18 protein-coding genes are annotated in these 18,841 nt (G+C 72.2%); 16 read left to right on the forward strand and 2 right to left on the reverse strand.

The features are described 5' to 3' along the window. The first annotated feature begins 2 nt into the window (after positions 1–2). From FJQ56_RS19365 to FJQ56_RS19380, 4 genes are all read left to right on the forward strand, one after another. Positions 3–1,100, forward strand: coding sequence for a phosphatase PAP2 family protein (locus FJQ56_RS19365; RefSeq protein WP_140011246.1), 1,098 nt, complete (start codon positions 3–5; stop codon positions 1,098–1,100). A 105-nt stretch (positions 1,101–1,205) separates the two neighbouring features. After that, positions 1,206–2,522: a C40 family peptidase gene (locus FJQ56_RS19370; RefSeq protein WP_140011247.1), complete on the forward strand. Its 1,317-nt coding sequence runs from the start codon at positions 1,206–1,208 to the stop codon at positions 2,520–2,522. Between the two features lie 62 nt (positions 2,523–2,584). Then, positions 2,585–4,624: an acyl-CoA dehydrogenase family protein gene (locus tag FJQ56_RS19375; protein ID WP_140011248.1), complete on the forward strand. Its 2,040-nt coding sequence runs from the start codon at positions 2,585–2,587 to the stop codon at positions 4,622–4,624. Next, positions 4,621–5,283, forward strand: coding sequence for a class I SAM-dependent methyltransferase (locus FJQ56_RS19380; protein WP_170215481.1), 663 nt, complete (start codon positions 4,621–4,623; stop codon positions 5,281–5,283). Before FJQ56_RS19375 ends, FJQ56_RS19380 begins: the two co-directional genes overlap by 4 nt. Before the next feature lie 111 nt (positions 5,284–5,394). On the opposite strand, the gene FJQ56_RS19385 is transcribed toward FJQ56_RS19380, so the two are convergent. Together FJQ56_RS19385 and FJQ56_RS19390 are read right to left on the reverse strand one after the other, a co-directional pair. After that, positions 5,395–6,357: a hypothetical protein gene (locus tag FJQ56_RS19385; RefSeq protein WP_140011250.1), complete on the reverse strand. Its 963-nt coding sequence runs from the start codon at positions 6,355–6,357 to the stop codon at positions 5,395–5,397. Between the two features lie 334 nt (positions 6,358–6,691). After that, positions 6,692–7,192 (reverse strand): inorganic diphosphatase, encoded by a 501-nt coding sequence (locus FJQ56_RS19390; protein WP_140011251.1) that lies wholly within the window; start codon positions 7,190–7,192, stop codon positions 6,692–6,694. Between the two features lie 145 nt (positions 7,193–7,337). On the opposite strand from FJQ56_RS19390, the gene dacB reads away from it, so the two are divergent. The 12 genes from dacB (at position 7,338) to FJQ56_RS19450 (ending at position 18,764) form a co-directional block, all read left to right on the forward strand. Continuing rightward, positions 7,338–8,783 carry a D-alanyl-D-alanine carboxypeptidase/D-alanyl-D-alanine endopeptidase gene (gene dacB, locus FJQ56_RS19395; RefSeq protein ID WP_140011252.1) on the forward strand — a complete coding sequence of 482 codons (1,446 nt, stop codon included), beginning with the start codon at positions 7,338–7,340 and terminating at the stop codon, positions 8,781–8,783. A 292-nt stretch (positions 8,784–9,075) separates the two neighbouring features. After that, positions 9,076–10,128, forward strand: coding sequence for a zinc-dependent metalloprotease (locus tag FJQ56_RS19400; protein ID WP_246084262.1), 1,053 nt, complete (start codon positions 9,076–9,078; stop codon positions 10,126–10,128). Positions 10,129–10,135: 7 nt separating this feature from the next. Beyond that, positions 10,136–11,143: a tRNA lysidine(34) synthetase TilS gene (gene tilS, locus FJQ56_RS19405; protein WP_140011253.1), complete on the forward strand. Its 1,008-nt coding sequence runs from the start codon at positions 10,136–10,138 to the stop codon at positions 11,141–11,143. 4 nt (positions 11,144–11,147) lie between these two features. After that, positions 11,148–11,699: a hypoxanthine phosphoribosyltransferase gene (gene hpt / locus FJQ56_RS19410; RefSeq protein ID WP_140011254.1), complete on the forward strand. Its 552-nt coding sequence runs from the start codon at positions 11,148–11,150 to the stop codon at positions 11,697–11,699. Between the two features lie 308 nt (positions 11,700–12,007). Further along, positions 12,008–14,077 (forward strand): ATP-dependent zinc metalloprotease FtsH, encoded by a 2,070-nt coding sequence (gene ftsH, locus FJQ56_RS19415; protein ID WP_140011255.1) that lies wholly within the window; start codon positions 12,008–12,010, stop codon positions 14,075–14,077. 56 nt (positions 14,078–14,133) lie between these two features. After that, on the forward strand, positions 14,134–14,709 hold the full coding sequence (gene folE, locus FJQ56_RS19420; RefSeq protein ID WP_246084294.1) for a GTP cyclohydrolase I FolE: 576 nt from the start codon (positions 14,134–14,136) through the stop codon (positions 14,707–14,709). A 38-nt stretch (positions 14,710–14,747) separates the two neighbouring features. Further along, entirely contained in the window at positions 14,748–15,563 is an 816-nt protein-coding gene (gene folP / locus FJQ56_RS19425; RefSeq protein ID WP_140011257.1) for a dihydropteroate synthase, read from the forward strand. A 7-nt stretch (positions 15,564–15,570) separates the two neighbouring features. Beyond that, positions 15,571–15,945 carry a dihydroneopterin aldolase gene (folB, locus tag FJQ56_RS19430; RefSeq protein WP_246084263.1) on the forward strand — a complete coding sequence of 125 codons (375 nt, stop codon included), beginning with the start codon at positions 15,571–15,573 and terminating at the stop codon, positions 15,943–15,945. After that, positions 15,938–16,507 carry a 2-amino-4-hydroxy-6-hydroxymethyldihydropteridine diphosphokinase gene (folK, locus tag FJQ56_RS19435; RefSeq protein WP_140011259.1) on the forward strand — a complete coding sequence of 190 codons (570 nt, stop codon included), beginning with the start codon at positions 15,938–15,940 and terminating at the stop codon, positions 16,505–16,507. The genes folB and folK overlap by 8 nt, the downstream gene beginning before the upstream one ends. Next, positions 16,504–16,971 (forward strand): DUF3180 domain-containing protein, encoded by a 468-nt coding sequence (locus FJQ56_RS19440; RefSeq protein WP_140011260.1) that lies wholly within the window; start codon positions 16,504–16,506, stop codon positions 16,969–16,971. Before folK ends, FJQ56_RS19440 begins: the two co-directional genes overlap by 4 nt. Positions 16,972–16,981: 10 nt before the next feature. Then, the gene (locus FJQ56_RS19445) at positions 16,982–17,599 is read left to right on the forward strand and encodes a hypothetical protein (protein ID WP_140011262.1); all 618 of its coding nucleotides are present in this window, start codon (positions 16,982–16,984) and stop codon (positions 17,597–17,599) included. A gap of 76 nt (positions 17,600–17,675) precedes the next feature. Further along, positions 17,676–18,764 (forward strand): GNAT family N-acetyltransferase, encoded by a 1,089-nt coding sequence (locus tag FJQ56_RS19450; RefSeq protein WP_211351258.1) that lies wholly within the window; start codon positions 17,676–17,678, stop codon positions 18,762–18,764. The last annotated feature ends 77 nt before the right edge of the window (positions 18,765–18,841 follow it).

Below are 18,841 nucleotides of genomic sequence, written 5' to 3' on the forward strand. Positions count from 1 at the left end.
GGATGTATCGCCGCGCCATCATCGTCTGCATCGCGGTCGCGGCCACCACCGGAATCCTCGCCTTCGTCATCGCGCAGCGCTACGACCAGCCGCTGCTCGACCCGGAGGGGTCGTTCCTAGGACCGTCCTGGATCCGGCTGCCGGCGCTGCTGTCGCTCTGCCTGGCGCTCGACCTCGTGCCCCGGATGCTGTGGCACTCCCGGCTGCGGCGCAGTGCGATGCTGCCCGTCGTGCGCGAGCGGCTCGCCACCCACTGGACCCGCGACCGGATCACCCTGGTCGTCCTGGGGGTCACCTGCTTCTACGTGACCTACGTCGGCTACCGCAACCTCAAGTCGGCGCTGCCGTTCGTGCGCGACTTCCAGGACCAGGACCAGATGTTCGACCGCGAGCTCAACACGGTCGACCGGGTGCTGCTGTTCGGCCACCGGCCCGGCCCGCTGCTCCACGACCTGCTCGGCACCAACGTCGCCGCCCACGTGCTGTCGACGATCTACCTGCTGTTCGTGGCGATGGTGCCGCTGCTGGTGATGGCCTGGATCGTCTGGTCGCGGCGGATCTCGTTCGGCTACTGGTTCGTGGCCTCCCAGTGCTTCGCCTGGGCCCTCGGCACCGCCTCCTACTACGCCCTGCCGACGTTGGGCCCGGCCTTCTACTACCAGCCCGGCTACACCGAGCTCGCGCACACCGGCACCACCGACCTGCTCGCCTCGCTCTACAAGAACCGCGCCACCCTGCTCAACGGCAGCTACGACGGCCAGAGCGTCGAGGGCATCGTCAACTCCGTCGCCGGGTTCGCGAGCCTCCACTGCGGCATCACCCTGCTCTGGGCACTGATGGTGCAGTTCACCGTCCGCAACGTCTGGGTCAAGCGGATCTTCTGGACCAACTTCGGCCTGACCGTCGTGGCGACCCTCTACTTCGGCTGGCACTACATCGCCGACGACATCGCCGGGATCATGCTCGCCCTCGTCTCGTTCTACCTCGGTGGCCTGGCCACCGGACAGCGTTTCGACCGCCACCGGGCACGGCTCGAGACGGCGGACGAGGTCGTCGAGGAGCCGCCGGTGGGTCCTCCCGAGCGAATGACACCGGTGTAGTTCGCGAACTACAACAATGTAATTGTCAAGGCGACACGCCGTTGCACTTGTGACTTCTGTGAACTTCTGTTTCCGTTGTGACTTGTGAGACTCGTGTCGCCTCGGATGGCTGCCTCCCTGACCGTTGCCTGCGCCCTCGTGGCCGGGCTGACCGTGGCGGCGCACGCCGACGACGACAGCCCCGTCCCGACCCGCAGCGAGGTCCGTGACGCCCGCGCGGCGGCCCAGGCCGGCCAGCGCGACGTGGCCGGGGTGCGCGCCGAGCTCGCCGCGGCCCACGACGCCGCCGAGCAGACCCAGGTCCGCGCCGCCAAGGCCGCCGAGGCCTACAACGGTGCGCGGTACGCCGCCGGCCAGGCGCGCGACAAGGCGGCGCTGGCCCGCGCCGCCGAGGTCGACGCGACCGCCCAGGTACGCCGGCTCGGGGTGACCTACCGCCGGGCCGCGCTCAACACCTACACCGGGGCCAACGAGCTGGCCGTCGTCGACTCGGTCCTGGAGGCCGACGGCCTCAGCAGCCTGCTCGACGAGCTCGGCTCGGCGCGGATGGGGCAGCAGGCCCTCGGGTCGCGCGCCGAGGCGTTCCACGAGGCCGAGGACGCCGCCGCCGCCGCCCGCGACCGCGCCGACAAGGCCAAGGCCGAGGCCGACGCCAAGGCCGCTGCCGCCCAGAAGGCGCACGACCAGGCCCAGGCGCTGGCCGACGAGGCCGTGCAGGCCGAGCAGGCGGCCGCGGCGCGTGAGAAGCAGCTGGTGGCCGAGCTGGCGCGCCTGCAGGGCGTCAGCGTCCGCCTGGCCCAGAGCCGCGAGGACGGTCTGGCCCGCAAGGCCGCCGAGGCGGCCGCGGAGCGCGCCGCTCGGGCCGAGCAGGCCCGCCGCGAGGAGGCTCGCCGCGAGCAGTCGCGCCGCGACGAGCTCGCCCGTCAGGAGCGGGTGCGCCAGCAGGCCGCCCGGGACCGTGCCGACCGGCAGGACCGGCAGGACCAGCAGGACCAGCAGGAGGACACCCCGGACCCCGCGCCGGCTCCCGACCCCGACCCCGCGCCGGCCCCGTCGCCGAGCGGCGGAGCGGCCGCCGCCGTGGCTTTCGCCCGCAACCAGCTCGGTGAGCCCTACGTGTGGGCCGCGGCCGGCCCCGACCAGTGGGACTGCTCGGGCCTGACCATGGGCGCCTGGAGTGCCGGCGGCAAGTCCCTCCCGCACTACTCCGTCGCGCAGTACGAGCAGTCGACCCCGATCAGCGCGAGCGACCTCCAGCCCGGCGACCTGGTGTTCTGGAGCGACGGCGGACCGTCGCAGATCTACCACGTGGCCCTCTACGCCGGGAACGGCATGATCATCCACGCCCCCCGCCCCGGCAAGCCGGTGACCGAGGAGTCCCTCTACTACTGGATCACGCCGTCGTTCTACGCGCGTCCCTGACCCGGCCCGCACCACACCGACAGGTGGGCGGCTCCCGGGCGTCGGCTCGCTAGCGTGACGACATGGCGACCGACACCGTCCCCCCGAGCGACACCAGCGACACCAGCGACCCGAGCGATGCGAGCAACCGGCGTGGTGACGGGTACGTCGAGCCGACGGTCGACGTACCCGCGCTGACCGAGCTGCTCGACGGGCGGTACGCCGAGGTCCGCCGTACCGTGCGCGCGCAGCTGGTCGAGCACGCCGGGGTGCTGGTCGACGCGGAGGAGATGACGCGCCCGGAGTTCCGCGACCGGGTGCGCGACGTGGTGGTCGAGATGGCCGCCACCGGACAGACGGCGATGGGCTTCCCGACCGAATACGGCGGCAGCGGCGACATCGGGGCCAGCCTGGCGGCGTTCGAGACCCTCGCCCTGGGCGACCTGAGCGTGCTGGTCAAGGTCGGCGTGCAGTTCGGGCTGTTCGGCGGCGCGGTGCTCCAGCTCGGGACCGCACGTCACCACGAGCGGTACCTCGCCGACATCGTGTCCGGGCGGCTGATGGGCTGCTTCGCGATGACCGAGACCGGCCACGGCTCCAACGTCCAGGCGCTCGGCACCGTGGCGACGTACGACGCCGACACCGGGGAGTTCGTCGTGCAGTCGACGCGTCCCGACGCCTGGAAGGACTACATCGGCAACGCCGCGGCCCACGGCGAGATGGCGGCGGTGTTCGCCCAGCTCGTCGTCGGCGGGGAGTCGAAGGGCGTGCACGCGTTCCTCGTGCCGATCCGGGTCGACGGACAGCCCGCGCCCGGCGTGACGATCGAGGACGACGGCCTCAAGATGGGCCTCAACGGCGTCGACAACGGCCGGCTGTGGTTCGATGACGTGCGGGTGCCGCGCGAGGCCCTGCTCAACCGGTTCGCCGACGTCACCGAGGACGGCGTCTACGTCAGCGACATCGACAACGCCAACAAGCGCTTCTTCACCATGCTCGGCACGCTCGTGCAGGGGCGGGTGTGCGTCGGCGGGGCCGCGATCAACGCCTCGAAGGTCGCGATCACCATCGCCACCCGCTACGCGCTGCAGCGTCGCCAGTTCGAGGCCACCGGCACCGAGGAGGAGCTGCTGCTCGACTACGGCCTGCACCAGCGCCGGCTCCTCCCGCTTCTCGCCCGCACCTACGCGATGCACGTCGCCCAGGAGGTCGTCGCCGCCCAGGTGCACGGCGTCTTCTCGGGCACGCTCGACCCGGACGCCGACCCCGACCTGGCCCGGCGCGAGCTCGAGTCGCGCGCGGCCGGCACCAAGGCCCTCGGCACGTGGCACGCGACCCGCACCATCCAGGAGTGCCGCGAGGCCTGCGGGGGTGCGGGCTACCTCGCCGAGAACCGGTTCGCCGCGCTCAAGGCCGACACCGACGTCTTCACCACCTTCGAGGGCGACAACCACGTGCTGCTGCAGCTGGTCGCCAAGGGCCTGCTGACGGCGTACTCGAGCGAGTTCGAGGAGATGGACCAGCTCGGCATGGTCCGCTTCGTCGCCGGCCTCGCGGTCGAGACCGTGATCGAGAAGACCAGCGTCCACAAGCTCCTCGAGCGGATCAAGGACGCGCTCCCCGGCGGTGACGGCACCTGGGACCAGGACGCCGGTCTGCTCGACCCCGACTACCAGCTCGCGATGTACCGCTTCCGCGAGGAGCACACGATCGCCGGCGTCGCGCGTCGGCTCAAGCGCGGCATCGACAGCGGGCTCAACCCCGGCACGGTCTTCTCGCAGGTGCAGGACCACGTCATCGCGGCGGCGCGCGCCCACCTGGAGCGGCTGGTGCTCGAGGCGTTCGTCGAGAAGGTCGCCACGCTGCCGGACGGCGACAACAAGGTCGCCCTCAACCTGCTCGTCGACCTGCACGCGCTCGGCGGCATCGAGGCCGATCGGGCCTGGTTCATGGAGCACGGGCGCCTGACCTCGCAGCGCAGCAAGGCGATCAGCCGCGAGGTGTCGTCGCTGTGCCGCAAGATCCGGCCGCTGGCCCGCGACCTCGTGGACGGGCTCGCCGTACCCGAGGCGATGCTGCGCGCGCCCGAGCTGATCGGGGCCGAGCGAGGGTCGATCGCGTGAGGATCCCGGGGCTCGGCGGGTGGGGCGACGACCCGCTCTGGGCCACGGTCTACGACTGGTCCGTCGAGCACCCTCGGGTGGGCGGCCTGGTGTGGCGGGCCGGGCTGCAGAGCGACCTCGGCCGTCTGTACGCCGCCACCGACGAGCTGGGCCGACTGCCCGCAGGCTCGCGCGTGCTCGACGTGCCGTGCGGCGGGGGAGTCGCGCTGCGCGGGCTGCGTCCCGGCCAGGACGTCGACTACGTCGCCGCCGACATCTCCCCGGCCATGCTCGACCGCACGGTGCGCGCTGCCCGGGCGCGCGGCCTGGCCGACGTGGTGACCCCGCAGGTCGCCGACGTCGAGGACCTGCCCTTCGCCGACGACTCCTTCGACGCGGTCGTCTCCTTCACCGGTCTGCACTGCTTCCCCGACCCCGCCCGCGCGGTGGTCGAGATGGTCCGGGTGCTGCGACCCGGCGGCGTCCTGCTGGGCAGTGCCATCCTCAACGACACCGGCCTGCTGCACGAGCCGCTACGCCGCGTCGGGCGCCTGTCGGGCCTGATGGGCCCGGGCTGCACGAGCGCCGAGCTCGTCCACTGGCTCCAGGCACAAGGCGTGCCCGATCCCGTGATCGAGCGGTCGGGGGCGATCGGCTACTTCCGTGGCGTCAAGGGGTAGTGGACCCGTTCGGAAAATCTCCGCTGAGGCGGTGATTCTCATTCCACTACGACGAAACTTCGTCGCAGGACCGGGAGTTTCGGCCCGGCCCAGCGCGGTCGGCTCGATCGCTCAGGCGACGGAGGGGGCCCGCATCGCCCGCCGGATCCGGGCCGCGGTGCGCTCGGGCAGCTCGAGGTCGGACCAGACCAGACGGATGACCGTCCACCCGGTCAGCTCACGGATCAGGTCCTCCCGCCTCTTCTCCCGCTCGACCATCTGGGCGATCGACTCCCCCTCCTGGCGGAAGCGGTGGTACTTCTCGCGCCCGTCGAACTCGACGATCACCTTCGCCGCGGGCCAGGCGAAGTCGACCCGAGCAGCCACCGTGCCGTCCGGGTGCCTGACCTCGTACTGCGGGACCGGTCGTGGCAGACCCGTGGTGAAGAACAGGTAGTCGCAGCGGGTCTCGCCCACGGACTCGATCCGCTTGTCGGCGAGCAGGAGCACGACGTGGTGACCGATAGAGTCGGGCCAGCGGTCGGCGCGCGCGGCGTGCGCCGCCAGCTCCTCGCGTGTCGTCGCACCGGTGTGCAGGAAGTGGTTGGCCTGGACCAGCGCCGGCTCGGTGCCGTCCGTGCACGCCACCTCGAGCACGGCCCGAGCGGGCACGGTGAGCCAGAACCCGAATCGTCGAGTGAGATCGAGGACGTTGCACTCGCCCTGGTGGTGGGTGATCCGGCTGTTGCGACGGCCGTTCCCGGAGAAGTGGGTGAGGTGGGCGTTGGCGAGCTCGAGGCCGAAGTCGGGTCCGTCCAGCATCAGGCAGCTGCTGGCGTGGGACAGCGCGACGTGCTCGGCGTACTGCTGCATGACGGCCCGACACAGCAGCCGATGGCGCTCGGCCTCGTCAGCGGCCAGGTAGACGGAGCGCAGGCAATAGGACCCCTGCCGGAGCCTGATCAGTACGGCGGCGTCGACGAGTCTCTTCAAGGCGTTGTCGTCCACGCCCAGGAGGATCGCGTTGCGTCGGAGCAGGAGTCCGTACGCATCGCAGAAGTCGGAGATCGGGTGTCGTTCGGCTGGTCGCATCATGCGCACGACCGTGTCCCGGCGCCGACCCCGCGGCACGCGCCCGCCGCCGACCCTGTGGATGGACGACGATCTTCGTCGCCTGGGGACGGTTCGTGGTTGTCCCGCGTAGGACAGTCGCTCCGGCCGCAGGCGGAACTCGCACTTCTGGTACGAAACTTCGTCGTGTCTCCGCGAGTTTCACCACCTCGGCGGTGAAACTCCCAACGCGTCCAGCGACCTCGCCGGAACTCCCACCTCCACGACGAAGGTTCGTCGTAGTGCCAAGAGTTTCACCACCTCAGCGGTGAATCTCCCAACGGGTGACCCAGCGCTCCCGACGAGGCGACCGTTCAGCTCAGTGGTGCGAGCCGCCCTCGTTCTTGAGCCGCTCGAAGGACGCGAGCACCTCGGCCTCGGCCTCGGTGCGGCCGACCCAGTCGGCGCCCTCGACGGACTTGCCGGGCTCGAGGTCCTTGTAGACCTCGAAGAAGTGCTGGATCTCGAGGCGGTCGAACTTCGGGACGTGGTTGATGTCGCGGATGTGCTCCTGGCGCGGGTCGGTGGCCGGGACGCAGAGGACCTTGTCGTCACCGCCGGCCTCGTCGGTCATCCGGAACATGCCGATCGCGCGGCACTTGATCAGGCAGCCCGGGAACGTCGGGGCCTGCAGCAGGACCAGGGCGTCGAGGGGGTCGCCGTCGAGGCCGAGGGTGTTCTCGATGTAGCCGTAGTCGGCGGGGTACTGGGTGGAGGTGAACAGCATCCGGTCCAGGCGCATCCGGCCGGACTCGTGGTCGACCTCGTACTTGTTGCGCTCGCCCTTGGGGATCTCGATGAGTACGTCGAACTCGAGCACGTGGTTCCTCCGGGTGTCTGCGGGCGAGGTGCGGTGGCGTGGGGGCCTCGCACGGATGGCCCTAGTGTCCCGCACAATGTCCTGGTCCGTGCACGAGGGTGACGCAGTGTCGCCCGAGTGCTGACCTAGGGGAGAGGAGCGCGGGGTGGCCCGTCGAGACGGTGTCCGCGGCACCCTGGTGCTGGTGGTCGTCCTCCTGCTCGTGGCGGGCGGCGTGGCCGTGGTCCGCTACGACCTCGTCGACCGGCTCCGCGGCGACGACGACCCGTCGGCCGCGCCCACCTCCGAGCCCGCCGAGGTGGCGCCGCCGCCCGGTGTCGAGGTGCCCGAGGTCGTCGCCCCGCCGGCGGTCGCGCTCGTCTCGCAGAGCACCCCGACGGTCGACCCCACCGCCGTACGCCGCGCCCTGCAGCGCTACCTGCGCGACCGCACGCTGGGTTCCCACGTGCTGGCCGAGGTGGCGCCCCTCGACGGCGACGCCGCGGCCTACACGCTGGGCGGGCGGTCCGACGCCACCGCCGTCCCGGCCTCGACCACCAAGGTCGTCACCAGCACGGCCGCGCTGCTCGCGCTCGGTCCCGACCACGTCTTCACCACCGAGGTCCGCCGGCGCGGCAGCCGGCTGACCCTCGTCGGCGGTGGCGACCCGTTCCTCGAGCGCGGTCCCACCCGGGACGGCGAGCTGTGGCCCTACCCGGCGCGCGCCGACCTGCAGGACCTGGCCGAGCAGACCGCGGCCTCGCTCGCCGCCGACGGCACCCGCCGGGTGAGCCTGGCCTACGACGACACCCTCTTCGACGGCCCCCAGGTCAACTCCCGGTGGGAGTCCGGCTACGTCGCCTCCGGCGAGGTCAGCCCGACGTCGGCGCTGTGGGTCGACCGGGGCAGGGTCCGCGAGGGTCTGGGCCGCGTGGCCGACCCGTCGGCCGAGGCGGCCCGCTCGTTCGTCGAGGCGCTCACCGCCGCGGGGATCACGGTGGTCGGCCGGCCCGTCGCCGCGCGGGCCGCCTCCGGCGCCGTCCCGGTCGCCGCCGTCGACAGCGCGCCGCTGGCCCAGATCGTCCAGCGACTGCTCGACGTCAGCGACAACGATGCCGCCGAGGTGCTGCTGCGCCAGGTCGGCGTCGCCACGTCGGGCGAGGGGTCGATCCAGGCCGGCCGGGCCGGCGTACGACGACTGCTCCGCGACGCCGGGGTGGCCCTGGGCGACAGCGTCCTCCACGACGGCAGCGGCCTGTCCCGTGACAACCGCCTCGACCCGTCCGTGCTGGTCGAGGTGCTCCGGCTCGCGGCGTCCGACGACCACCCGGGCCTGCGCGCGGTCGTCACCGGGCTGCCGGTGGCCGGGTTCACCGGGTCGCTGACCGACCGCATGGACCAGGGCCCGGCGGCGGGTCGCGGGCGGGTGCGGGCCAAGACCGGCACCCTCTCCAACGTCTCGGCCCTGGCCGGCCTGGCCACCGACGTCGACGGCAACGTGATGGTCTTCGTGCTGATGGCCGACCGGGTGCCCGCGGCGAGCAGCCTCCTGGCCCGCGTGACCCTCGACGACGCGGCCGCCGCCCTCGGCGCCTGCGCCTGCACCGGCTGACGTCGCCACTCGAGCCCCGTGCGCCACGTGCGGTCACCCGCGTCACTCGGGTCTCTCGGGGGACCGGACGCTGTTACCGAATGCTGGCGATCTCGTGGATCGCGCGTGGAGTTCATCTTCGTACTGTCGAGTAACACGTCGACGTGAGCCGGCACCGCGCATCTGGGGGGATCGCGGAACGGCACGACGGAGACGACGACAACGTGAGGGCCCGCTCGGCCGCTTCTGGGGAAGCCGGCCTCGAGCGGGTCTCATGTCTTTTCGGCCTTCGCGCCACCGGTAGGTTCGCCGCATGAGCCAGACCCCCGACGGTGCCCCCGAGATGGTCGACTGGGACCTCGCGGTCCGGGTCGCGTCGCGGCTGGCCGGCCAGGGGCCGGTCGTCTCACCGACCGAGGCGGCCGACGCGGTCGCCGAGCTGCGGGCCGGGGCCGACCGCTCGACCGCGCTGGTGCGCGACTTCACCGGGCTCGTCGCCGCCGAGCACACCGCGCCGGTCCTCGTCGTCGACCGGGCCGGGTGGGTCCAGGCCAACGCCGATGCGTTCCGCCACCTCGTCTCGCCCCTGGTCGACCAGATCAGCGCCAAGAACAAGAAGCCGCCGTCCGGCGTCTCGCTCGCCGTGGGCTCGCGGGTCACCGGCCTCGAGGTCGGCGGCCTGCTGGGCTTCCTGGCCGGCAAGGTGCTCGGCCAGTTCGACCCCTTCCACGCCCCCGACGGGCGGCTCCTGCTGGTCGCCCCCAACATCGTGCACGTCGAGCGCGAGCTCGACGCCGACCCGACCGACTTCCGGTTGTGGGTCTGCCTGCACGAGGAGACCCACCGCGTGCAGTTCACGGCCGTTCCGTGGATGCGCGACCACCTCTTCTCCGAGGTCCAGGCGCTGTCGGCGACCGTGAGCCCGTCCGGCGTCGACGAGGTCGTCCGCCGGCTGACCGAGGGACTCAAGGGGGGCATCGGCCAGGGCGGCATCGTCGAGCTGCTCAGCACTCCCGAGCAGCGCGAGATCCTCGACCGCGTGACCGGGATGATGTCGCTGCTCGAGGGCCACGCCGACGTGGTGATGGACGGCGTCGGACCCAGCGTCATCCCGACGGTCGACGACATCCGCACGAGCTTCACCCGCCGCCGCAAGGGCGTCGGCACCCTCGACCGGATGCTGCGCCGCCTGCTCGGCCTCGACGCCAAGATGGCGCAGTACCGCGACGGCGCCCAGTTCGTCCGCTCCGTCGTGGACAAGGTCGGGATGGCCGAGTTCAACACGGTCTGGGAGCGCGCCGAGCACCTGCCGTCGAAGGCCGAGCTGTCCGACCCCGACGCCTGGGTGTCGCGGGTGCTGGGCTGAGCGTGCCGTGACGCTCGACCCCCGCGTCGCTGCCGTGCGGCTCGCCGTGCGGCGGGTGCTGCGCCAGCCCGACGTACGACGTGTGCTGGTCGCCTGCTCCGGCGGCGCGGACTCGCTCGCGCTGCTCGCGGCGACGGTCTTCGAGACCCGGCGCCACGACGTCCACGTCGTCGGCGCGGTGGTCGACCACGGCCTCCAGGACGGTTCCGCCGAGCACACGGCGCGGGTCGTGCAGCAGATGGCCGACCTGGGGGTGGACGAGACGGTGTCGGCGCGCGTGCAGGTCGACGCCGGCGGACTGGGGCCCGAGGCGGGGGCGCGCGAGGCGCGCTACGACGTGCTCGACCAGATGGCGGTCCACTTCGGCGCGACCAGGGTGCTGCTCGGCCACACCCTCGACGACCAGGCCGAGACCGTGCTGCTGGGCCTGGCCCGGGGGAGCGGCGGGCGGTCGCTGGCCGGCATGCGCGAGTCGTTCCAACGCGACGTCGCGGCCGACTCGCCCTGGTTCTGGCGCCCGCTGCTCGACGTACGCCGCGCGCAGACCGAGGCCGCGTGCCTCGCCGAGGGCATCTCGTGGTGGACCGACCCCCACAACCAGGACCCCCGCTTCGCCCGCTCCCGGGTGCGGCAGTCCCTGCTGCCCGTGCTCGAGCGCGAGCTCGGCCCCGGGATCGCCGAGGCGCTCGCCCGCACCGCCGACCAGCTCCAGGCCGACACCGAGGTCCTCGACGAGCTCGCCGCCCACCACTTCCGCGAGCTGTACGACGACGAGCTGGGCTTCCTCGTGTGGGCCCTCGAGCCGATCGCGCTCGCCCTCCGGCACCGGATGCTCCGCCTGGCGGCGTTGCGGGCCGGGTGCCCGCCGTCCGAGCTCACCGCCGGGCACATCAAGGCGCTCGCACTGCAGGTCCAGAACACCGAGCACCTGCCCAAGCAGATCCAGCTCCCAGGCCACGTGACGGCGATCCGGGAGGGCGACGTGCTGCGTTTCGTCCGGGCCCCACTAGCCTGACGGCATGGACGCAGCCCACGTCGACGACGACCTCGTCAACGTCCTCTTCACCGAAGCCCAGATCCAGGAGAAGGTCGGTGAGCTGGCGGCCCGCATCGAGGTCGACTACGCCGGCCAGGACCTCCTCATCGTCGGCATCCTGCGCGGTGCGGTGATGGTGATGGCCGACATGGCCCGCTCCTTCACCCGCCACGTCGAGATGGACTGGATGGCGGTCTCCTCCTACGGCTCGGGCACCAAGTCCAGCGGCGTCGTCCGGATCCTCAAGGACCTCGACACCGACATCTCCGGGCGCCACGTCGTCATCGTCGACGAGATCATCGACACCGGCCTGACCCTCTCGTGGCTGACCTCCAACCTCACCTCGCGCAACCCCGCCAGCGTCGAGATCTGCACCCTCCTGCGCAAGCCCGAGGCGCAGCAGATGCCCATCGACGTCAAGTACGTCGGCTGGGACATCCCCAACGAGTTCGTCGTCGGCTACGGCCTCGACTACCGCGAGCGCTACCGCAACCTGCGCGACATCGGCACCCTCGCTCCGCACGTCTACAGCTGAGGTTCCCGTGCCAGCCGAGGCGCCGAGCCTCGAGACCCCACGCCGGTCGAGGTGTGAGGCGCCCTAGCGCCGAGCCTCGAGACCCCCGCAGTGTCCTGCAGTCGTGAGCGACGTCCTCTCGGCCTGGGTCATCTGGTGTTCGGGTGGGGTCGGGTACGGCGGCTGCTGGGGTCTCGAGGCTCAGGCCTGGCGGCCTTCGCACCTCGACCGACGTGGGGGCCGGGGCGCCGTACCCAGGCTCCTGCGAGGATAGGAGCGTCCGCGGCGACCTGTACCGTCGAGGACCCAGTCGTGCTACCTGCGGAAGAGTGGTCGTGAAGCGGATTTTCAAGGGTCCTTGGGTCTGGATCGGAGTGGCGGTCATCGCCGTCGTCTCCGGTCTGCTGTTGATCTCGCCTGGTGGTGGCTACGACGAGGTGCCGACGTCGCGCCTCCAGCAGTACCTCGCCAAGGACGAGGTCAAGGAGATCAAGTTCATCGACGGTGAGCAGAAGATCGAGGCGACCCTGCGCGACGGCGTGCGCAAGGACGGCGCCAAGGTCACCTCGTCGTGGGTGGTCGGCCAGCAGCAGGGCATCATCGCTCAGGCCGACGCCCAGCTGAAGGACAACGGCGGCAACCTCGAGAAGCTCGAGTCCGAGAACCCCCAGCCCAGCACCCTGGCCAGCATCTTCTTCACCCTGATCCCGTTCATCCTGATCATCGCGCTGTTCCTGTGGCTGATGAACAGCGTGCAGGGCGGCGGCGGCCGGGTCATGCAGTTCGGCAAGTCCAAGGCCAAGCTGATCTCCAAGGACATGCCCAAGACCACGTTCGCCGACGTCGCCGGCTGCGAGGAGGCGGTCGAGGAGCTCGGCGAGATCAAGGAGTTCCTCCAGGAGCCGGCCAAGTTCCAGGCCGTCGGCGCCAAGATCCCCAAGGGCGTGCTGCTCTACGGTCAGCCCGGCACCGGCAAGACCCTCCTCGCGCGCGCCGTCGCCGGTGAGGCGGGCGTGCCCTTCTACTCCATCTCGGGCTCCGACTTCGTCGAGATGTTCGTGGGCGTCGGCGCGAGCCGGGTCCGCGACCTGTTCGAGCAGGCCAAGGAGAACGCCCCCGCGATCGTCTTCATCGACGAGATCGACGCCGTCGGGCGTCACCGCGGCACCGGCATGGGCGGCGGCCACGACGAGCGCGAGCAGACCCTCAACCAGCTCCTGGTCGAGATGGACGGCTTCGACGTCCGCGGCGGCGTCATCCTGATCGCCGCGACCAACCGTCCCGACGTGCTCGACCCGGCCCTGCTGCGTCCGGGCCGCTTCGACCGGCAGATCTCGGTCGACGCCCCCGACCTCGCCGGGCGCACCAAGATCCTCCAGGTGCACTCCCGCGGCAAGCCGCTGGCAGCCGACATCAAGCTCGAGGACACCGCCCGCCGTACGCCGGGGTTCTCCGGTGCCGACCTGGCCAACGTCCTCAACGAGGCCGCGCTGCTCACCGCGCGCAACAACAGCAAGGTCATCGACGCCGCCGCGCTCGACGAGGCCATCGACCGCGTCATCGCCGGACCCCAGCGCCGTACCCGCCTGATGAGCGAGAAGGAGAAGCTCGTCACGGCCTACCACGAGGGCGGCCACGCCCTCGTCGCGGCGGCCATGCCGCAGACCGACCCGGTGCACAAGATCACGATCCTGCCGCGCGGGCGGGCGCTGGGCTACACGATGGTGCTGCCCGACGAGGACAAGTACTCCCAGACGCGCTCCGAGCTGCTCGACAAGCTCGCCTACATGCTGGGCGGCCGAGCGGCCGAGGAGCTGATCTTCCACGACCCGACGACGGGCGCCGGCAACGACATCGAGAAGGCCACCAGCCTGGCCCGCGCGATGGTCACCCAGTACGGCATGACCGAGCGCCTCGGGGCGATCAAGCTCGGCGGCGACAACGAGCAGCCGTTCGTCGGTCGCGACTTCGGCCACGCGCGCAACTACAGCGAGGACGTCGCCGCGATCGTCGACGACGAGGTCAACAAGCTCCTCACGACGGCCCACCAGGAGGCGTTCGACGCCCTCGAGGCCAACCGCGACGTGCTCGACGCCCTGGTCCTGGCGCTGCTCGACAAGGAGACCCTCGACAAGGAGCAGGTCGCCGAGATCTTCGAGTCGCTGCGACGCCACCCCGGACGCCCGGCCTGGACCGGGTCGCCCACCCGCAGGCCCTCCGAGGTCCCCGCGGTCGAGATCCCGCAGGCCATCCGCGACCGGGTCGCAGCCAACGGGCTCCTCGCCAAGCAGCCGTCCGAGGGCGGCGCCATCGTCACGCCTCCCGGCCCCGGGGGTGACGTCCACGATCCCGGTCTCGGCGGCACCGGCGACCAGCCGACACCTCCCTGGCCGTCCTGACGTGGAGCCACGACGTGGTTGACCCGATCGACCGCCAGGTCGTGGCTCCGGCCGACGTGCCGGAGTTCGACCATGCCCGGGCCGAGGCCGCCGTGCGCGAGCTCCTCTTCGCGATCGGCGAGAACCCCGACCGCGAGGGCCTGCTCGACACCCCGGCGCGGGTGGCTCGCGCCTACGCCGAGCTCACCGCCGGCATCCGCCAGGCTCCCGAGGACGTGCTCACCACGACCTTCGACCTCGGCCACGACGAGATGGTGCTGGTGCGCGACATCGAGCTGTGGTCGATGTGCGAGCACCACCTGGTGCCGTTCACCGGGGTCGCCCACGTGGGCTACATCCCGGCCCCGAGCGGCAAGATCACCGGCCTGTCCAAGCTGGCCCGCCTGGTCGACGTCTACGCCAAGAGACCCCAGGTCCAGGAGCGGCTCACCACCCAGGTGGCCGAGGCGCTGATGACGATCCTCGAGGCGCGCGGCGTCATCGTGGTGATCGAGGCCGAGCACCTCTGCATGACGATGCGTGGCGTCCGCAAGGCCGGCGCCCGCACGATCACCTCGGCGGTCCGCGGCTCGATGCGCACCGACGCCGCCACCCGCGCCGAGGCCATGGCGCTGATCCACCGGACGAGGTGACCTGCCCCCTCGTCGCCCGGCGGCGGTAGGTTCGCGGGATGGCCGGCTCCGTCGTGGTGATGGGCGTCGTCAACGTCACGCCCGACTCGTTCTCCGACGGTGGGCGCTGGGCCGACACCAACGCCGCCGTGGCCCACGGCCGCCAGCTCCTGGCCGACGGGGCCGACCTCCTCGACGTGGGCGGCGAGTCGACCCGGCCGGGGGCCACCCGGCCGCTGGTCTCCGAGGAGCTCGACCGGGTGCTGCCCGTGATCGAGGCCCTGGTCGGCGAGGGGGCCCAGGTCTCCGTCGACACGATGCGGGCCGAGGTGGCCGCCGCGGCCGTCGCCGCCGGGGCGGGGTTCGTCAACGACGTGTCGGGCGGCCTGGCCGACCCGGACATGCTGCGCACCGTGGCCGCCACGCCGGCGTCGTACATCGCGATGCACTGGCGGGCACACAGTGACCGGATGCAGGACTTCACCGACTACCCGGGCGGGGTGGCCGACGTGGTCGGCGAGCTCCGCGAGCGGGTCGCCGCGGCCCTGGCGGCCGGCATCACCGCCGACCGGCTGGTGGTGGACCCCGGCATCGGCTTCGCCAAGACCGGGGCGACCAACTGGGACCTGCTGCGCGGGCTCGACGAGGTCGCCTCCCTCGGGCACCGGGTGCTCGTCGGCGTCAGCCGCAAGTCGTTCCTCGGCGCGCTCCTCGCCGACGCCGACGGTACGCCGCGCCCGCCGCTCGGGCGCGACCTCGCGAGCCACGCGGTCACCCTGGCCCTGCTGGGCCGACCCGGGCTCTGGGGGGTCCGGGTGCACGACGTGCGCGGGACCCGTGATGTGCTGTCCGTGTGGCAACACATGCACGGGTGACGACCCGGTGACCGACGAGCTCGCCGTCCTCGGCATCGAGTGCCGAGGTCATCACGGCGTCTTCGAGTTCGAGAGGCGGGAGGGGCAGACCTTCCTCGTCGACCTCGTGCTCGGACTCGACACCCGCCCCGCCGCCGCCACGGACGACTTGCACCACACCGTCGACTACGGGAGTCTCGTGGCCTCGGTGAAAGCCGCCGTGGAGAAAGACCCGGTCGACCTGATCGAGACCCTTGCCCAGCGGATCGCGGACGTCTGTCTCTTGGACGACCGGGTTGACTGGGCGCGGATCACGGTCCACAAACCCGAAGCCCCCATCGACGCGACGTTCGCGGACGTCGCGCTGACGATCACCCGAGAGCGTGAGGTCCCCCGTGACTGAGACCCCCAACCCCAACATCGTCGACGCCGACACCCTCACCGGTGAGATGCGCCCGATCCGACGGGTGGTCATCGCGCTCGGCTCCAACCTGGGCGACTCCCTCTCGAGCCTGCAGGGCGCCGTCGACGCGATCGCCGACACCCCGGACGTCTGGGTCACCGCCGTGTCGCCGGTCTACGAGACCGCGCCCGTCGACTGCCCGCCCGGCTCGCAGAACTTCCTCAACGCGATCCTGCTCGCCGACACCACGCTCGCGGCCAACCGGCTGCTCGAGCGGGCGCTGGCCGTCGAGGACGCCTACGACCGCGAGCGCAGCGACGTCGCCAACGCCCCGCGCACCCTCGACGTCGACCTCATCGTCGTCGGTGACCGGCGCAGCGACACCGACACCCTCCAGCTGCCCCACCCGCGGGCGGCCGAGCGGCCCTTCGTGCTCAAGCCGTGGTTCGACCTCGAGCCCGACGCCGAGCTGCCCGGCTTCGGCCCGATCAGCGAGCTGCTGGCCGCGACCGGCACCGACGGCCTCACCCTGCGCGAGGACCTCACCCTCGACGTCGAGTGACCACCGATCGGGGCAGCATCGAGCCCACCCGCCCGGTAGTCCTCCTCGGCTGGGCCGTTGCGGGGCTGGTGGTCGGGCTCCTGGTGCGCCCCGTCGCCGAGCGGATCGACGACACGGCGCCGCTGGTCACCTGGCCGCAGCCGCTGGGCCTGCTCCTGGTCGCCGCGATCGTCGGCGGCACCGCCTGGTCGACCTGGCGCACCGTCCAGGTCCGCCGCGAGCGGCTCGCCCCGCACCGCGCGGTCAACCGGCTGGTGCTGGCCCGGGCCTGCGCGATCGCGGGATCGGTCGTGGGCGGCGGCTACCTCGGGTACGCCGTGACGTGGCTCGGCGACGCCTCGCCCCTGGCCGACGAGCGAGTCGCCCGCTCCGGGCTCGCCGCACTGGGGGGATTGCTCACCGTCGTCGCATCGTTGCTGCTCGAGCGTGCGTGTCGCGTCCGATCGGACGACCGCGACAACTAGTTTTGCGGGCATGACTTCCCCGTCAGCACGATCCGGCGCTGCTGCGCGCCGTCGGCAGCGCTCCACCCGTCTCGTCGTCGCCGGCGGTCTCCTCGCCCTGGCGGTCCTCGCGGTCGCCGCCGCCGTGCTCAGCGGCTCCTGGCTGGTCGCGACCCTCGCCGCCGTCGCCGCAGCCGCGCTCGGGATCGGTGCCACCCGGATCACCTACGCCGAGGTCGCCGACACCCGTCGTCTGTGGGCGCGCGACCGGGCCGAGCAGGCCCAGGCCTACGCCGCCATCACCGAGACCCGCACCACCGAGCAGGCCCTCTACGTCGCCGACACCAGCGGTCGGCTGGCCCGCCACGAGGCCACCATCTCCCGGCTCGAGAGCCGCCTGGCCGACGCCGCGGCCGAGGTCGCGGCGACCCGCGAGGAGCTCGCGGTCGAGCAGGCCCGCGTGCTCGCGGTCCAGGAGGCCTCCGCCGACGAGCTGCGGCGGGTCGCCTCGCGCCTGGGCGACGCCGAGGAGCGGGCCGCGGTCGCCATCGTCCGGGTCGCCGAGCTCGAGCAGGAGCTCGACATCGTGCAGGGCGAGCTGGCCGCCTGGCAGTCCACCGGCGCCGCGCTGCGCCGCAAGCGCGCCTGACCCGCGCCGTACCCACCGGGCCCCACCGCGGCACCGCGTGGTCGGGACCCCGGGCCACCGGGCAGAATCAGTCGACGTGATCCCCGACGAGAGCCGTTTCGAGCCCGACCCCGAGGAGATCGTCGGTGAGCCCCCGGCTGCGCTGCCTGACGGCTGGGTCGTCGACTCGCCCGACCCCGCCGACCGGGTCGACCTCGCCCGGCTGACCCAGCTGCTGCGCGACCACGAGCGACAGGGCCGCGGCTGGGCCGGCGCCGGCGTCGACGACGTGCTCGTCGAGGTGTCCGAGGCCGGACTGCGCACGCGCGAGAACGTCGTCGTGCGCGACGAGGCCCACCTGGCCCGGGCCTGGGGCAGCGTCCACGACCGAGCGGGCGGCCGGATGCTCTTCCTGCACGTCGTCGAGCGCGGCCTGCCCGACCGGGTCGCCCGGGCCTGCTCCGACCTGCTCGTCGAGTGGGCCGTCGGCCAGGCGGTCGCCGTCGGGTCGGCCCGCGGCCTCGACGTGCAGCAGATCGACACCGGCGCCTACGCCGGCGACGAGCGGCAGGCCCGGTGGCTCACCGACGCGGGCTTCACCCGGGTCCGCACCTGGTGGCAGATGTCGCGCCCGGTCGTGGCCGACGAGGCCGACCTGGTGCCGTCGATCGACGAGTGGTCCGACCGCGGCGTCCGCTTCCGGCAGGTACGCCGGGCGGGCGACGGGCTCCCCGACGACAGCGACCTGCGCGCCGTCCACGACGTGCTCGAGGAGGCGTTCCGCGACCACTTCAACTCGTGGGAGGAGACCTTCGACGAGTTCCTGCACCGCCTGCGCGAGGACCCCGGACACCGGTGGGACCACTGGTGGCTCGCCGAGCTCGAGGACTCCGACGAGCCCGTCGGCGCGCTGGTCGGCACCGTCTCGGAGTCGGGCGCCGGGTCCTCGGCCCCCGACGGCTCCTACGTCTCCTACATCGGCGTCCGTGAGGCCGCCCGCGGCCGCGGGGTCGCCAAGGGCCTGCTGCGCACGATCATCGCCGACGCAGCCGGCCGAGGCCGCGACCGCGTCGGGCTCGAGGTCGACGCCGACTCCTCGACGGGCGCCGACGGGCTCTACACGTCGATGGGCTGGGTGACGAAGTACGTCACCGAGAGCTGGCACCGCGACGTGCCGGTGGTCTGAGGGGGCCCATGCGTCAACTCGTTCGATCGAACGAGTTGGTCGGAGACGGCGACCGGATCCGCCCGCCGACCCGTTCG

It is taken from the genome of Nocardioides plantarum (genome assembly GCF_006346395.1).
Taxonomy (GTDB): Bacteria; Actinomycetota; Actinomycetes; order Propionibacteriales; family Nocardioidaceae; genus Nocardioides; species Nocardioides plantarum.

Coding starts and splice junctions, on each gene's coding strand:
- FJQ56_RS19445 (WP_140011262.1), top strand. CDS start 16,982: ATGACTTCCCCGTCAGCACGATCCGGCGCTGCTGCGCGCCGTCGGCAG.
- folP (WP_140011257.1), top strand. CDS start 14,748: ATGGCCGGCTCCGTCGTGGTGATGGGCGTCGTCAACGTCACGCCCGAC.
- FJQ56_RS19400 (WP_246084262.1), top strand. CDS start 9,076: ATGAGCCAGACCCCCGACGGTGCCCCCGAGATGGTCGACTGGGACCTC.
- FJQ56_RS19365 (WP_140011246.1), top strand. CDS start 3: ATGTATCGCCGCGCCATCATCGTCTGCATCGCGGTCGCGGCCACCACC.
- hpt (WP_140011254.1), top strand. CDS start 11,148: ATGGACGCAGCCCACGTCGACGACGACCTCGTCAACGTCCTCTTCACC.
- FJQ56_RS19385 (WP_140011250.1), bottom strand. CDS start 6,357: ATGATGCGACCAGCCGAACGACACCCGATCTCCGACTTCTGCGATGCG.
- FJQ56_RS19370 (WP_140011247.1), top strand. CDS start 1,206: ATGGCTGCCTCCCTGACCGTTGCCTGCGCCCTCGTGGCCGGGCTGACC.
- FJQ56_RS19375 (WP_140011248.1), top strand. CDS start 2,585: ATGGCGACCGACACCGTCCCCCCGAGCGACACCAGCGACACCAGCGAC.